Source organism: Actinomycetospora sp., assembly GCF_036497585.1.
GTDB lineage: Bacteria > Actinomycetota > Actinomycetes > Mycobacteriales > Pseudonocardiaceae > Actinomycetospora.
In genome coordinates this window covers 1-13,438 of record NZ_DASXJD010000223.1, presented here as the reverse complement: position 1 = coordinate 13,438, position 13,438 = coordinate 1, and the positions used below count along the sequence as shown (strand labels likewise).

Below are 13,438 nucleotides of genomic sequence, written 5' to 3'. Positions count from 1 at the left end.
CTTCCGGGGAGAGCGAAGCGACGGGGGAATCTTCAGTAGCTGCGGGGAAGGCCGAGGACGTGCGAGCCGAGGTAGTTGAGGACCATCTCCTGGCTCAGCGGCGCGATCTTGAGCAGCCGTGCCTCGCGGAAGTAGCGGGCCACGTTGTACTCCTCGGAGTAGCCCATGCCGCCGTGGGTCTGGAGCGCGCGGTCCGCGGCGTCGAAGCCGGCCTCGGCGCAGAGGAACTTCGCCGTGTTCGCCTCGCGCCCGCAGGGCTTGCCGGCGTCGTAGAGCCAGGTGGCCTTGCGCAGCGCCAGCTCGGCGGCGTCGAGGTGGGCGAGCGAGTCGGCGAGGGGGAACTGCAGCCCCTGGTTCTTCCCGATCGGGCGGCCGAACACCTCGCGCTGGTTGGCGTAGCGCACGGCTCGGTCCAGCGCGACCCGGCCCAGGCCCAGCGCCTCGGCCGCCACCAGCATCCGCTCGGGGTTGAGGCCGTCGAGGATGTAGGTGAAGCCCTTGCCCTCCTCGCCGACGCGGTCCTCGACCGGGACCATCAGGTCGTCGATGAACAGCTCGTTGGACGAGACGGCGTTGCGGCCCATCTTCGGGATCGCGCGGATGTCGATCTTCGACCGGTCGAGGTCGGTGAGGAAGAGCGTCATCCCGTCGGTGCGCTTGGTGACCTCGTCGAGCTTCTGAGTGCGGGTGAGCAGGAGGACCTTCTCGGACTCCTGCGCCTTGGAGATCCACACCTTGCGGCCGTTGACGCGGTAGTGGTCGCCCTCGCGCTTGGCGAACGTGGTGATGCTGGTGGTGTCCAGCCCCGCGCCCGGCTCGGTCACCCCGAAGCAGACGTGGAGGTCACCGTTGACGATCCGCGGCAGCGTCCGGGCCTTGAGCTCGTCGGAGCCGTGCTTGACCACCGGGTGCATACCGAAGATCGACAGGTGGATCGCGCTCGCCGCGTTCATCCCACCGCCGGACTTCGCGGCCTCCTCGATGAGGATCGAGGCCTCGGTGATCCCGAAGCCGTGGCCGCCGTACTCCTCGGGCATCGTGATCCCGAGCCAGCCCCCGGAGGCCAGCGTGTCGTAGAACTCGGAGGGGAAGCGGTGGTCGCGGTCGCACTCCATCCAGTACTCGTCGCCGAACTTCGCGACGAGCTCCGCGACCGCCTTGCGGATCGTCGCCTGGTCCTCCGTGGGCTCGAAGTCCACCGCACACCTCCGTCATCGGATTCGGCCCGACGGTAGCAAAGGCCTGACCATTTGAGGAGACCTGGCGGGCTACGCTCCTCCGCTGTCGGCCACCTGTGGTCGATGGTACGAAGGTCGGACCGAATGGCACGGCCGACGAGGACCGGCACCCGAGGAGCGACGATGACCGTCCCGGCGAAGAAGAGCCCGTTCGCGCCCGATCTGCTGGCGGGCAAGCGGATCCTCATCACCGGGGGCGGCACCGGTCTCGGGCGCGGGGTGGCGCGGCACCTGGTCGAGCACGGGGCCGACGTCCACCTGTGGGGACGGCGCCAGAACGTGCTCGACGAGGCCGCCGAGGAGGCGTCGGCGTCGCGGCCGGGGTCGGTCCACGTCCAGACGGTGAACGTGCGCGACGGCGACGAGGTCGACGCCGCGATGGGGCGCCTCTGGGACGAGCACGGAGCGCTGACCGGTGTCGTGAACAACGCCGCCGCCAACTTCATCGCGCCGACCGAGTCGTTGAGCCCGCGGGCGTTCGAGGCGGTCACGTCGACGGTGATGAAGGGCAGCTTCCACACCACCCATGCCGCCGGGCGACGGTGGATCGCCGCGGGGCTGCCCGGCTCCGTCCTGTCCACCCTCACGACCTGGGTGTGGACGGGGTCGGCGTTCGTGACGCCGTCGGCCATGGCCAAGGCCGCGGTGCACTCGATGACCATGTCGCTCGCGGTGGAGTGGGCCAAGCACGGCATCCGGCTCAACGCGCTGGCTCCGGGACCCATCCCGACCGACTATGCGTGGGACATGCTCAACCCGACCGACAAGAGCGCGGTGGGGGCGACCCAGGCCGACCAGATCCCGATGGGGCGGATGGGCACCGTGGACGAGCTCGCGCACCTGACGATGTTCCTGCTCTCGGACGCCTGTGACTACCTGACCGGTCAGACCATCGCCATGGACGGCGGCCAGATGCTCGCGGGCCCGGGCACCTTCGCCGGCCTGACCTCCCTCACCGCCGAGGACTGGGCCGAGGCCCGGGAGAAGAGCCAGGCCGCCAGCGCCGCGAGCAAGGCCCAGCGCACCGGCTCCTGATCGGCCGGCCGTGCCGGGCGTCGCCGACGCCCGGCACGGCCCGGCTCACGGCTCGGTGGGGCCGCCGACGAGGTCGAGCGAGTCGGCCAGGCGCTCGTTCCACGCCGCGGGGGACCCGAACAACGGCGCGTCCAGCTTCGCCCGCTTGTAGAAGATCTGGAGCTCGTGCTCCCAGGTGTAGCCGATCGCGCCGTGCAGGGTCAGGGCGGAGTCCGCGGCCGCCGACGCGGCGGCGGTGACCTGCGCCTTCGCGGCCGCGGCGTGCAGCGGGGCCTCCTGGCGGCCGGCCTCGACCATGGCGGCGGCGAGGAACACGAGCGACCGGGCCGCCTCCACCTTGACCAGCATCTCCGCGGCGGCGTGCTTCACGGCCTGGAACGACCCGATCGGCACCCCGAACTGGTGGCGCTGCCCCGCGTACTCGACGGTCATGTCGAGCATGCGCTCCATGACGCCGAGGCCGTCGGCGGCCACGAGGACCGCGCTGCGCAGCGCGGCGTCGGCGAGCGCCTCCGACGCGTCGCCCCCGAGGACCGTGCCCTGGGCCCGGTCGAGCAGGACGTCGGAGGCGACCCGGCTCCGGTCGGTCAGCGGACGGTCGCGGATCTCGACGCCGTCCTGGTCCACGTCGAGGAGCACCAGGGACGTCCCGTGCTCCGAGGAGGCGGGCACGACCAGCCGCCGGGCCCGTCCGGCCCCGAGCACGGTGGGGATCCGTCCCGACAGCCCGTCCTCCGCCAGGGTCACCCCCGCGGCCGGGCCCACGATCGCGTCGGCGGAGCACGCCAGCACCGTCGTCGTCCCGTCGGCCAGCAGCGCCTTGGCCGCCTCCGGCGCCGCGGCGAGTGCAGGCAGCGCGAGCATCGAGCCCAGCCAGGCCGACGACGGCGCCGCCCGACGTCCCAGCTCCTCGGCCGTGATCGCCAGCTCGATCAGACCGCCACCCTCACCGCCGAGCTCCTCGGACGACCCGACGGCGAACCACCCCTCGCCGACGAATCGGTCCTCGAACGTGGCGTGGTCGCCGGCGTCGAGCCAGGCGCGCAGCGTCTCGGCATCGCACCGTTCGCCCAACCACTCGCCGAGCACCGTCCGGTAGTCCGCCTGCTCCTCGGAGAGCTCCCAGCGCATCTTCGTCTCCTCGGTCTCGTACTCCGCCCGTCCGGAACCCGGCCGCGGCGATCTGTCACTGCTAAGTTAGGTCAGACCATTAGGTGGCAAGAGCGGAGCAGCGCACATGCCCTCGGACGAGGTCCAGCCGTCGATCCGACTGTCTCCCATGCAGGTCCCCAAGGCCTCGGACGTCCTGGCGACCGAGCTCCGGGAACGCATCCTGTCCGGCGAGTACCCCGAGGGGACCCCGCTGCCGCCCGAGCGCGAGCTCGTGGTGCAGACGCACATGAGCCGCACCACCGTCCGCGAGGCGCTGCGCATCCTCGAGGTCCAGGGCCTGATCCGGATCAAGGCCGGACGGTCGGGCGGCGCCTTCGTCCAGCACCCGGGCGAGGACTCCGTCGCCGACTCCCTCGAGCTGCTCATCCGTGGTCGCCAGATCCGGCTGACCTCGGTGCACGAGACCCGCGAGGCCATCGAGCCCTCGTGCGCCCGGCTGGCCGCGCACAACCGCCTGCCGGCTGACCTGCGGCGTCTCGAGGCCGCCAACGAGGCGATTGCGGCGAGCGAGAACCTCGACGGGTTCCTCGAGGCGAACGTCGACTGGCACGTCGCGGTCGCGAGCGCGAGCCACAACGAGATCCTGACCGGCATCATGATCGCCCTCTCGCGGGCGATCTACACCGCCACGCGCACCGAGGGCTTCGTCAACGAGGAGGTCCGGGCGATCACCGTGCGCGCCCACCGCTCGGTCACCCGCGCAATCAGGGAGCGGGACGCGGACGCGGCGGTCCGGCGAATGGCCCGGCACGTGCACGCGTACGCGGAGGCGGCGCTCGAGGTCGACGACCGGACCGCGATCACGGTCCCGGACGACCGCTCCGACTGACGCGGGCGGGCCGCCGGGCCCGGCGCCCCCGGCGGCCGTCACGGTGCCGCCGCCGTCTCGGCGGAGCCCACCGCCGCCCGGATCACCTCGAGCGCGCCCGGGTTCTCGGCGCCGGACATGTCGCCGGGTTCCTCGCCCAGCGCCGCCGCGCGCACGGCCCGTCGCATGATCTTGGCCGAACGGGTCTTGGGAAGCTCCGCCACCGGACGCACCAGGCTGGGAGCGAACGGCTTGCCGAGCTCCTCGGCCACCATCTCGCGCAGGCGCGTCGAGACGGCGTCGGCGTCGGCGTCCTCCGCGCTCGCCCGGGGCACCCAGAACACCCAGACGGTTTCGCCCTTGGTCGGGTCCGGGACCCCGACGGCCGCGGCCTCGGCCACGTCCGGGTGGGCGATGAGCACGGCCTCGACCTCGGCGGGAGCGAGCCGCTTGCCCGCCACGTTGACCACGTCGTCCGAGCGGCCGAGCAGGAACCACTGCCCGTCGGGGTCCACCCGGGCGTGGTCCCCGTGCCGCCACATCCCCGGGAAGGTGGACCAGTACGCCTCGAGGTAGCGCTCGCGGTCGCGCCAGATCCCGCGGGTCATGGCCGGCCACGGCTGCCGGCACACCAGCTCGCCGGTCGCGCCGCGGACCGGTTCCCCGGCCGCGTCGACGACGTCGACGTCCATGCCGAGCGACGGGCCGCCGAGCGAGCAGCTGCGGATCGGCTCCACGGGGTACGGCGCGAGGAACGATCCGCCGACCTCGGTGCCGCCGGAGAAGTTGATGATCGGGACGCGGTCGGCGAAGACGTCCCGTGCCAGCCAGACGTACGACTCCGCGTCCCACGGCTCGCCGGTGGATCCGAGCGTGTGGACGCTCGAGACGTCGCGGTCGCCCGCGTCGGCGTCCCGCGAGCGCAGAGTGCGGATCAGTGTCGGCGAGACCCCGAGCATGGTCACCCCGTGACGCGCCACGAGGTCCCAGAGCCGCTCCGGACCGGGCACGTCGGGTGAGCCCTCGTAGAGCACGACCGTGGCACCGTTCGCGTGGCTACCGATGATCGAGAGCGGACCCATGATCCAGCCCATGTCGGTGACCCAGCAGAAGACGCCCCCGGGACCGACGTCGAAGGAGTACGCGACCTCGCTCGCTGTCTTGACGAGGAACCCGGCGTGGGTGTGCACCGCGCCCTTGGGCCGCCCGGTGGTACCCGAGGTGTAGGCGAGCAGCAGGGTGTCCGCGCTTGCCATCGGCTCGGCGGGCTCCGTGTCGGGGGCGTGCGCGACGAGATCGCGCCAGGAGATCTCCTCGGCGCCGGACCCGGCCGCCGGCGCCGCAGGCTCGTCCCCTCCGACGACGACGAGGTGCCGCACCGACGGGCACCGCCGGGCGGCGTCGCGCACCTGCGGGGTCATCGGCACGGTGCGCCTGCGGCGCACGGTCTCCTGCGCGACCACGACCGCGCGGACCTCCGCGTCGTCGAGACGGGCGGCGATCGCGCCGGCCGCGAACCCCGAGAACAGCGGGACGGCGACGGCACCGAGCCGGGCGATCGCGTAGAGGGAGACGACGGCCTCGACGCACATCGGCAGGTAGAGCGCCACGGCGTCGCCGCGCCCGATCCCGAGGGCCCGCAGTCCGGCCGCGGCCCGGGCGACGGCCTCGTCGAGCTCGGCGAACGTCAGCCGGGAGGACGAGCCGTCCTCGGCCTCGTGCACGACGGCCACCCGGTCGCGGGCCACGGGGTCGAGGGCCCACCGCGACACGCACGCGTCGACCACGTTGATCCGGCCGCCGACGTACCAGTCCGGGTCGGCGACGCCGCGCGAGACGTCGAGCACCTCGCGGTACGGCGTGGCGAACGGCAGCCCGAGGTCATCCACCACCGCGCCCCAGAACCAGCCGACGTCGGCCACGGACCGGGCGCGGAGCTCCCCGATGTCGCCGATCCCGTACCGGCGCATCAGACGGGTCACGGTGGCGCCGTCGCGGTACTCCGCGCTCGGGTGCCACACGTAGTCGGCCGGGTCGTCCGACGGCGCCATGCTCAGCTCCTCGGCAGGCCGAGCATCCGCTCGGCGACGATGTTGCGCTGGATGAAGGTCGAGCCGCCGGCGATCGCGGTGCCACGCGCCTGGTACGCCAGCCGCTGCCACCGGCTCTCGGCGTCGGACTGGCCCTCCGGAGCGATCTGACCGCCCAGCGGCGAGAGGGACTGCCGGAAGTCCGCGAGGTCCTCGACCAGGGGGCAGAAGTAGAGCTTCCCGATCGAGGTGACCGCGCCGGGCGATCCGCCGTCGGCGGCGAGGGTGAGGACGCGCCGGCCGATGGCGTGGTGCACCAGGGCACGCCCGTAGAGGTCGGCGATGCGCTGGCGGACGAGCGGATCCGCGCCCAGCGGCTGTCCCGACGCGTCGGTCATCGCGCGGACCTCGGCGATGATGTCGTCGACGGCCCGGCGGGTGTTGACGCGGCCCGTCGCGATCCCGACCCGCTCGAAGCCCAGGGTGGCCATGGCGACCTTCCAGCCACCGTCGACCTCACCGAGCACCAGGTCGTCCGGGACGAAGACCTCGTCCAGGAACACCTCGTTGAACTCGGCCTCGCCGAGCATGTGGGCCAGCGGGCGGACGCTGATCCCGGGGCTGTCCATCGGCAGCAGGAAGTAGCTGATGCCGCGGTGACGGGCCTTGTCCTGGCCGCCGGTCCGGGCGAGCAGGATCGCGTTGGACGCCAGGTGGGCCCGACTCGTCCAGATCTTCTGGCCCGAGATGCGCCAGCCGCCGTCGACCTTCGTCGCCCGGGTCCGCAGGGACGCCAGGTCGGAACCCGACTCGGGCTCGGAGAACAGCTGGCACCACAGCTCGTCGCCGGCCAGGATCGGCCGGAGGAAGCGCTCCTTCTGGGCCTCGGTCCCGAACGCGATGATCGTGGGCCCGGCGAAGTCCTCCCCGACGGTGTTGAGCCGCTCCGGCGCGCCGGCCTGGTCGGCCTCGTCGGTGAACACCGCCCGGAGCTTCGGGTCGGCGCCCCGGCCGCCGTACTCGCGCGGCCAGGACATGCCCGCGTACCCGCCGTCGAAGAGCAGGCGCTGCCACTGCCGCCAGAACGGCAGCTTGTCGGTGAGCTCGACGGGCTCGGGCCACGGCAGGGTCGGCAGGGTCTCGCCCAGCCAGGTCCGCACCTCGGCCCGGAACGCGGCTTCTTCCGGCGAGTCGGCGAGCTCCACGGCATCTCCTCGATCGGCTGATAGCGGATATTATTCTATCGGTCAGACCAAATCCAGTCAGACTCCGGCGGCTCGGTGTGCCGCGTCCAGGAACGACCTGACCAGGCTCGGGTCGTCGTAGTACGGGTCGGCGCCCTGCCTGCGGCTGTACTCGTACAGCACCGCGAGCTTCCAGAGCACGAGGGTCGAGTACCAGGCGAGACCGTCGAGGTCGCGGCCGCTCGCGTCGGCATAGCGGCCCGCGAGCTCGTCACGGGTCGGCCAGCCGGGCTCCAGGACCGCGGTCGCGAGTTCCTCGGTCGGCGTCAGCGGGGATCCGGCCACGGGCCAGCACGCCAGGAGGTACCCGACGTCGAGGAGCGGGTCCCCCAGCGTCGCGAGCTCCCAGTCGAGGACGGCAGCCACCCGGCCGGGCGGCTCGGCCCCGAGGATCACGTTCCCGAGACGGAAGTCGTTGTGGACGACCGTCGCGCCGGACTCCGGGGGCACGTGCTCGGAGAGCCACGCGTCGACGTCGGCGAAGTCGGCCGGGAGACCCCCGTCGCCGTCGGCCACCAGCCGACGCAGCCGGCGCAGGTGCCGGGCGTTGAACCCCTCGGGCCGTCCGAGCTCCACCAGCCCGGCCCCACGCCAGTCCACCGCGTGCAGCGAGACCAGCGTGTCCACCATCGCCTCGCCGATCTCCCGTCGAGTGGACGGGGTCCCGAGGCGGTCCGGCGTCGTCGTCGTGACCACCGGTCCGTCGACGAAGGAGAGGACGACCAGGGGGACGTCACCCAGGACCTCGCCCGCCTCGGCGGTGGCGAGGACGGCCGGGACCGGCACGTCGCTGCCGCCCACACCGCGCAGGAGCGCGGCCTCCCGCAGGACGTCGTGCGCTCCTGGCGGGACCGGTGGCGGCGGAGGGCGACGGACCACGACCCGGTGATCGCCGCTCGTCACCAGGTAGGTCAGGTTGGAGTGGCCGTCGCCGATGCGGCGGGTGGTCACGGGTCCGGCGGCGAGTCCGTGACTGCCGAGGAAGCCCTCCAGGGCGGCGTGGTCGGTCGCGCTCCAGTCCCAGCTCACCGGGCCCACCTCAGCCGCTCCTCGGCATGATCGTCGGTCACACCGTCCCCTTTCCGTCACGTGCGGATCGTGGCCCTCCCCACAGGGTCCACATGCGGGACGAGTCTCCCGCCGGACGTCGAACGCATCAATGGTCAGGCCAATAACCGGCACCACATATTTGGCCCGACCATTGAACTATCCGCTGTTCGGCCCTACGGTGCCTTGCATCACAGCCGCCCGAGGGCCAGCCCGCCCCCGGCGCGCTGATCCCGGGTACCGAGACCGAGACGCATCGAAGCGGAGAGCCCCATGGTGACGGCGGAAGCGACCCCTTCCCTGACGGCGGAGGGCCGGTACGGCGCGGAGCACATGGCCGAGTTCCGCGCACGGGGCTGGTGGCGTGACGGCTCCGCGGCCGCCCTGCTGGACCACTGGGCCGAGACCACCCCGGACCGGTGCTTCGTCTCCGACGGCAAGGTCGACCTGGACTACGGCACGGTCCGCCGGCGGGCCCGCGGCCTCGGCGCCGCGCTGCTCCGGCGCGGCGTGCGGCCCGGCGAGCGCGTGGTGGTCCAGCTGCCGAACTGGGCCGAGTTCGTCATCGCGTACATGGCGATCGCGCGGATCGGCGCAGTGTTGGTGCCGATCATGCCGGTGTACCGGCAGTTCGAGGTCGAGCACGTGCTGCACAACTCCGAGGCGGTCGCGGCCGTCACGACGGGGGTCTTCCGCAAGTTCGACCACGCTGCGATGTTCCGCACGCTCCAGGCTGACGCCCCGGACCTGCACACGCTCCTGATCGCGCGAGGCGAGGCGGCCGAGGGCGAGCTGGACTTCGACGCCGCGTGCGGCACCGAGACCGACGACGCCGAGCTCGGGCCCCACCCCGACCCGGACGCGCCGCACGCCATCGTCTACACCTCGGGGACCGAGTCCACCGCGAAGGGCTGCGCCCACACCTGGAACACCATCAACTTCTCGGGTCACGGGCTGGCCCACGACGTCTTCGAGATCGACGCCGACGACGTGGTGTTCATGCCGTCGCCGGTGGCCCACGCGACGGGTCTGATGGTCGGTGTGATCACCCCGCTCTCCGTGGGGGCGGAGAGCCACCTCCTCGACGTCTGGGAGCCGAACGAGGGCCTGCGCCGCATCGAGCAGTACCGGTGCACGGCCACCGCGACCGCCACCCCGTTCGTGCGGATGGCCCTCGACGCCGCCCCCGGTTCGGGTCGGGACCTCACCTCGATGCGGTTCTGGCTCTGCGCGGGCGCCCCGATCCCCGAGGCCCTGGCGAAGGAGTTCTCGGCGGTGTTCACCGAGGGCGTGCTCAACCCGCTCTACGGGGCCTCGGAGATCATGGCGGCCGCCTGCTGCCACAAGGGCGACCCGATCGAACGCCGCTCGGGATCCGACGGATCCCCCGCCCTCGACGGGGTCCAGATCGAGCTGCTGGACCCCGACGGCAAGGTCCTGCCGGTCGGGGAGGAGGGCGAGATCTGCTACTGGGGCCCCGGCACGATCCTCGGCTACTGGCGAGACCCGGAGCGCACCGCGGCGACGATCGACGCGCAGGGGTGGCACCACACCGGCGACCTCGGCCGCAAGGACGCCGAGGGCTACCTCCGCGTCACCGGTCGGCTCAAGGACATCATCATCCGCGGCGGTACCAACATCAGCGCCTCCGAGGTGGAGGAGCACATCGCTGCCCACCCGGACGTCGCACAGGTCGCGGTGGTGCCCTACCCCGACGAGCGACTCGGGGAGAAGGCCTGTGCGATCGTCGTGCCGGTGGCGGGCAAGGAGCCCAGCCTCACCGACATCACCGACTTCCTGCGCACCCGCTCGTTCTCGACCCAGAAGCTGCCCGAGCGGCTGGTGCTCGTCGACGAGCTCCCGATGACCGCGACCGGCAAGGTGCAGAAGTTCATGCTCCGCGAGACGGCCAAGAACGGCGGCTGACGGGAGTCGCCGCCGACATCGAGAGGACGGCATGACCACGACCGGTCGGTCGCGCGGCGAGCAGTTGGTCACCCCGCACCGGCCCGCCGAGGCGCTGTTCGGCCTCGGACCGATCGAGGTCGCGGGCGACACGGCCCGCGGGCACATGCGCACCGCCGGGTGGATGACCGACGCGGCCGGCCGCCCGTCGGCCGGGATGCTCGGCGTCCTGCTCGACGACGTGGTCGGGCAGGCGACGCTCAACGCCAGACCGGAGGGCTGCTGGCCGGTCACGGCGGAGCTGTCGATCGATGTCCTCGCCGGTCTCCCGGTCGACGGCACGGTGCTCACGGCCACCAGCGAGCTCCTGGTCGGCGGTGAGCGGACGGGCAGCGCGCGCGGCGAGGTCCGCGATCCGGCCGGGCGGCTCCTCGCGCTGGCCGTCGTCACGGCCCACTACACGGACGGTGCGCCCGACCTGTCGCGGACCCCACCGCCCGCACCGTCGCCGCGGACGGGTGCCGTTCTCCACGAGGCGCTGCAGGCCACGCTCGGGGTGGGCGCGGACGCTCGCGTCCTCGTGACGCTCCCGCCGGGCCCCACCGCAGAGAACGCCGCGGGCATGGGGCACGGCGGCGTCCTCGCCGCTCTGGCCGACGTGGCCGCGGCCGCGACGTTCGCGCGCGAGGACCAGCCGCCGCTGCGGACGACCGCGCTGCGGGTGACCTACCTGCGCCCGGCCGTCCTCGACGACGTGGTGACGTTCGAGGCCCGTGCCGTGCGCCGGGGCCGGAGCACCGGCCTGGCGCGGGTGGACATCGTCGGCGGGGACGGCCGGCTCTGCGCCGTCGCCTCGGTCACCGCCGGGGCGTGACCGGTTCCGGAGGGCCGACGCTCGTCGACCGTCGGCCCCGCCGAGTGAGCAGGATCGCCCCCACCCCGGGAGGTTTCGTCCCGCGTTCACCTCGGCGGGGCGGTGGCAGGCCCACGCTGGCGGTCATGACCATCGAGCACTCCGGACACCGACGGGACGAGCTGGCGAACTTCCGCGACGTCGCCCCTCCCGGATCCTCGATGAGCCGCTGGGTCCGCACCGGCGTGCTGTGGCGCTCCGACGCCCCCCTGCCCGACGACGTCGCGCCGTCCTGGGCTCGTGAGCACGACGACGTGGTCTGGCCGCCGGGACTCGTGGTCGACCTGCGCGACGTCGCCGAGGTCGGCGACGCCCCTCATCCGCTGGCCGGGTCCGGCGCGGAGATCCTGAATCTCCCGCTCGCGGGCTCGTTGGCACCGGCCCAACAGCTCGCACTGCGTCGCGGACGCATCGGCCTGACCGAGCTCTACCGGCAGCTCCTGGGCAGCGCCGACACCTGGCTCCCCCACCTCGTCAGCGCCGTGGCGCACGCCGACGGCCCGACGCTCGTCCACTGCGCGGCCGGCAAGGACCGCACCGGCGTCTCGGTCGCACTGCTGCTGCGCCTGGCCGGCGTGCCCCGCGCGGAAATCCTCGCCGACTACCTCGCGACCCGCGACGCGCTTCCCGACCTGCGCCCGCGCCTCGGCCTCGACGAGACCCGCCTGGCGGTCATGGAGCACCTGCTCGACGTCTCGGTCCCGGCCCTGACCGCGGTCCTCGAGGAGGTCGGAGCGGACCCGGTGACCTTCCACCGCGACCGCGGCGTCGCCGCCGACGACATCGCGCGCTGGCAGCGCCGGGTCCGCCCGGGACGGGCGGGCGGTCACTGAGCCGCCGGACGATCGGAGCCCGCGGACCAGAGTGCCGCGGCGCTGCTCGTCTCGGCGCTCCCGGTGCGCAGCCGCGAGGCCCGGGAGCGCTCGCGCACCACCAGCCCGGGGGCAGGAGCCCGCGCCCGTACGCTGCCGGGGGTGCTGACGACGTGGCACACCACGTGGGGCGTCGAGGTCGTGGCGACCGCCCTCGCCGCGCTGTACCTGCGGAACGCACTACACGTCACCGGCTGGCCGGTGATCCGGACCGTGTCGGCGATCGGCGCGCTCGCGGTCGTCGTCGTGACCGTCGACTCCGGCCTCGGTGCCGCCGTGTCCCGCTCGTTCGCGGTGGGCGTGGTGGTCCAGCTCCTGCTGTCCTCGGTGGTGCCACCGCTGTGGGTGGCCGGCCGACCGGGGGAGCTCCTCCGGCGCGGGTGGTCGGAGCGGGTGTCGGCCGCCCTCGACCGGCTCCGGGCCGTCGTCCGCGCCGCCACCGCCGCGCCGACCGTGCTGGTGGTTTACGCCCTGGTCGTGGTGCTCACCCGATTGACCGCGTTCCCCGTGGCCGTCGCGACGAACCCCGTGCTGGGTGTGCTCGAGCAGCTGCTCTGGCTGGGGGCCGGGCTGATGGTGTTCAGCACCGCGCTGGGCGCCCATCGAGCCGCGGCGGGGCTGCTCCTGCTGACCGGTGCGGCGGCCGTCACCACGGCCGGCGGGCTCGTCCTCGCGGCGGTCCCGGCGGTCCTCGTGCCGGCCTTCTCCCCGGACGACGTGCACCGGGGCGGCACGATCCTGTGGGCCGCCGGTGGCGGCCTGGTGCTCGTCATCGTGGCCGCGCTGGGCTGCCGGTGGGCCATGGACCGGCCCTCCCGCGCGCGCTCCGGGCGCTGTCCGGTTCACTGAGGTCCGCCCAGGAGCGAGGAGAGCGAACGATGTACCCCACGGCGGCCGAGCTCCTGCCCACGTGGTGGCGCGCGATCTGCGTGGTCCTGCTCCTCGGGGTGGCGATCGTGCTCAGCCTGCGAGCCGTCCGGACGACCGGCGCCGTTCGGGTGTGGCACCTGGTCTACGTGCTCGTCGCCGCGGGCATGGTCGTCATGTACGCGGCGAACCCGATGGACACCCCGGGCCTCAACCCGCCGGCATGGGTCGTCCTCGTGGCGGCGCTGCTCGCCGTCGTCGCGACCGCGACCGCGGCGGTCCGGGGGCGGCGCGACCACGGCCGGC

12 protein-coding genes are annotated in these 13,438 nt (G+C 73.2%); 7 read left to right on the top strand and 5 right to left on the bottom strand.

Annotated elements, in window-relative coordinates:
* Positions 1-32: 32 nt before the first annotated feature.
* Positions 33-1,199 (bottom strand): acyl-CoA dehydrogenase family protein, encoded by a 1,167-nt coding sequence (locus VGH76_RS22945; protein ID WP_331559049.1) that lies wholly within the window; start codon positions 1,197-1,199, stop codon positions 33-35.
* 162 nt (positions 1,200-1,361) lie between these two features.
* On the opposite strand from VGH76_RS22945, the gene VGH76_RS22940 reads away from it, so the two are divergent.
* Positions 1,362-2,273, top strand: a complete 912-nt coding sequence (locus tag VGH76_RS22940; RefSeq protein ID WP_331559048.1) for an SDR family oxidoreductase — start codon at positions 1,362-1,364, stop codon at positions 2,271-2,273.
* A 45-nt stretch (positions 2,274-2,318) separates the two neighbouring features.
* Here the strand turns inward: VGH76_RS22940 and VGH76_RS22935 are convergent, their stop codons facing one another.
* Positions 2,319-3,404: an acyl-CoA dehydrogenase family protein gene (locus tag VGH76_RS22935; RefSeq protein ID WP_331559047.1), complete on the bottom strand. Its 1,086-nt coding sequence runs from the start codon at positions 3,402-3,404 to the stop codon at positions 2,319-2,321.
* A 148-nt stretch (positions 3,405-3,552) separates the two neighbouring features.
* Between VGH76_RS22935 and VGH76_RS22930 the strand changes: the two genes are divergently transcribed.
* Positions 3,553-4,275 carry a FadR/GntR family transcriptional regulator gene (locus tag VGH76_RS22930; protein WP_331559046.1) on the top strand — a complete coding sequence of 241 codons (723 nt, stop codon included), beginning with the start codon at positions 3,553-3,555 and terminating at the stop codon, positions 4,273-4,275.
* A gap of 38 nt (positions 4,276-4,313) precedes the next feature.
* Here VGH76_RS22930 and VGH76_RS22925 read toward each other — a convergent pair whose 3' ends face one another.
* The 3 genes from VGH76_RS22925 to VGH76_RS22915 are packed head-to-tail and all read right to left on the bottom strand — an operon-like array spanning position 4,314 to position 8,557.
* Positions 4,314-6,305: an AMP-binding protein gene (locus tag VGH76_RS22925; RefSeq protein ID WP_331559045.1), complete on the bottom strand. Its 1,992-nt coding sequence runs from the start codon at positions 6,303-6,305 to the stop codon at positions 4,314-4,316.
* Between the two features lie 2 nt (positions 6,306-6,307).
* A complete protein-coding gene (locus VGH76_RS22920; RefSeq protein WP_331559044.1) occupies positions 6,308-7,489 on the bottom strand; it encodes an acyl-CoA dehydrogenase family protein in 1,182 nt (393 codons plus the stop codon).
* 57 nt (positions 7,490-7,546) lie between these two features.
* Positions 7,547-8,557 carry a phosphotransferase family protein gene (locus tag VGH76_RS22915; RefSeq protein WP_331559043.1) on the bottom strand — a complete coding sequence of 337 codons (1,011 nt, stop codon included), beginning with the start codon at positions 8,555-8,557 and terminating at the stop codon, positions 7,547-7,549.
* Between the two features lie 291 nt (positions 8,558-8,848).
* On the opposite strand from VGH76_RS22915, the gene VGH76_RS22910 reads away from it, so the two are divergent.
* The 5 genes from VGH76_RS22910 to VGH76_RS22890 form a co-directional block, all read left to right on the top strand.
* Positions 8,849-10,501 carry an AMP-binding protein gene (locus tag VGH76_RS22910; protein ID WP_331559042.1) on the top strand — a complete coding sequence of 551 codons (1,653 nt, stop codon included), beginning with the start codon at positions 8,849-8,851 and terminating at the stop codon, positions 10,499-10,501.
* 31 nt (positions 10,502-10,532) lie between these two features.
* On the top strand, positions 10,533-11,354 hold the full coding sequence (locus VGH76_RS22905) for a PaaI family thioesterase (RefSeq protein WP_331559040.1): 822 nt from the start codon (positions 10,533-10,535) through the stop codon (positions 11,352-11,354).
* A gap of 125 nt (positions 11,355-11,479) precedes the next feature.
* Positions 11,480-12,226 carry a tyrosine-protein phosphatase gene (locus VGH76_RS22900; RefSeq protein WP_331559039.1) on the top strand — a complete coding sequence of 249 codons (747 nt, stop codon included), beginning with the start codon at positions 11,480-11,482 and terminating at the stop codon, positions 12,224-12,226.
* Between the two features lie 141 nt (positions 12,227-12,367).
* Positions 12,368-13,114, top strand: a complete 747-nt coding sequence (locus VGH76_RS22895; protein WP_331559038.1) for a cytochrome c oxidase assembly protein — start codon at positions 12,368-12,370, stop codon at positions 13,112-13,114.
* A 29-nt stretch (positions 13,115-13,143) separates the two neighbouring features.
* Positions 13,144-13,438 (top strand): hypothetical protein (locus VGH76_RS22890; protein WP_331559037.1); only part of this gene is annotated, 295 nt, incomplete at its 3' end.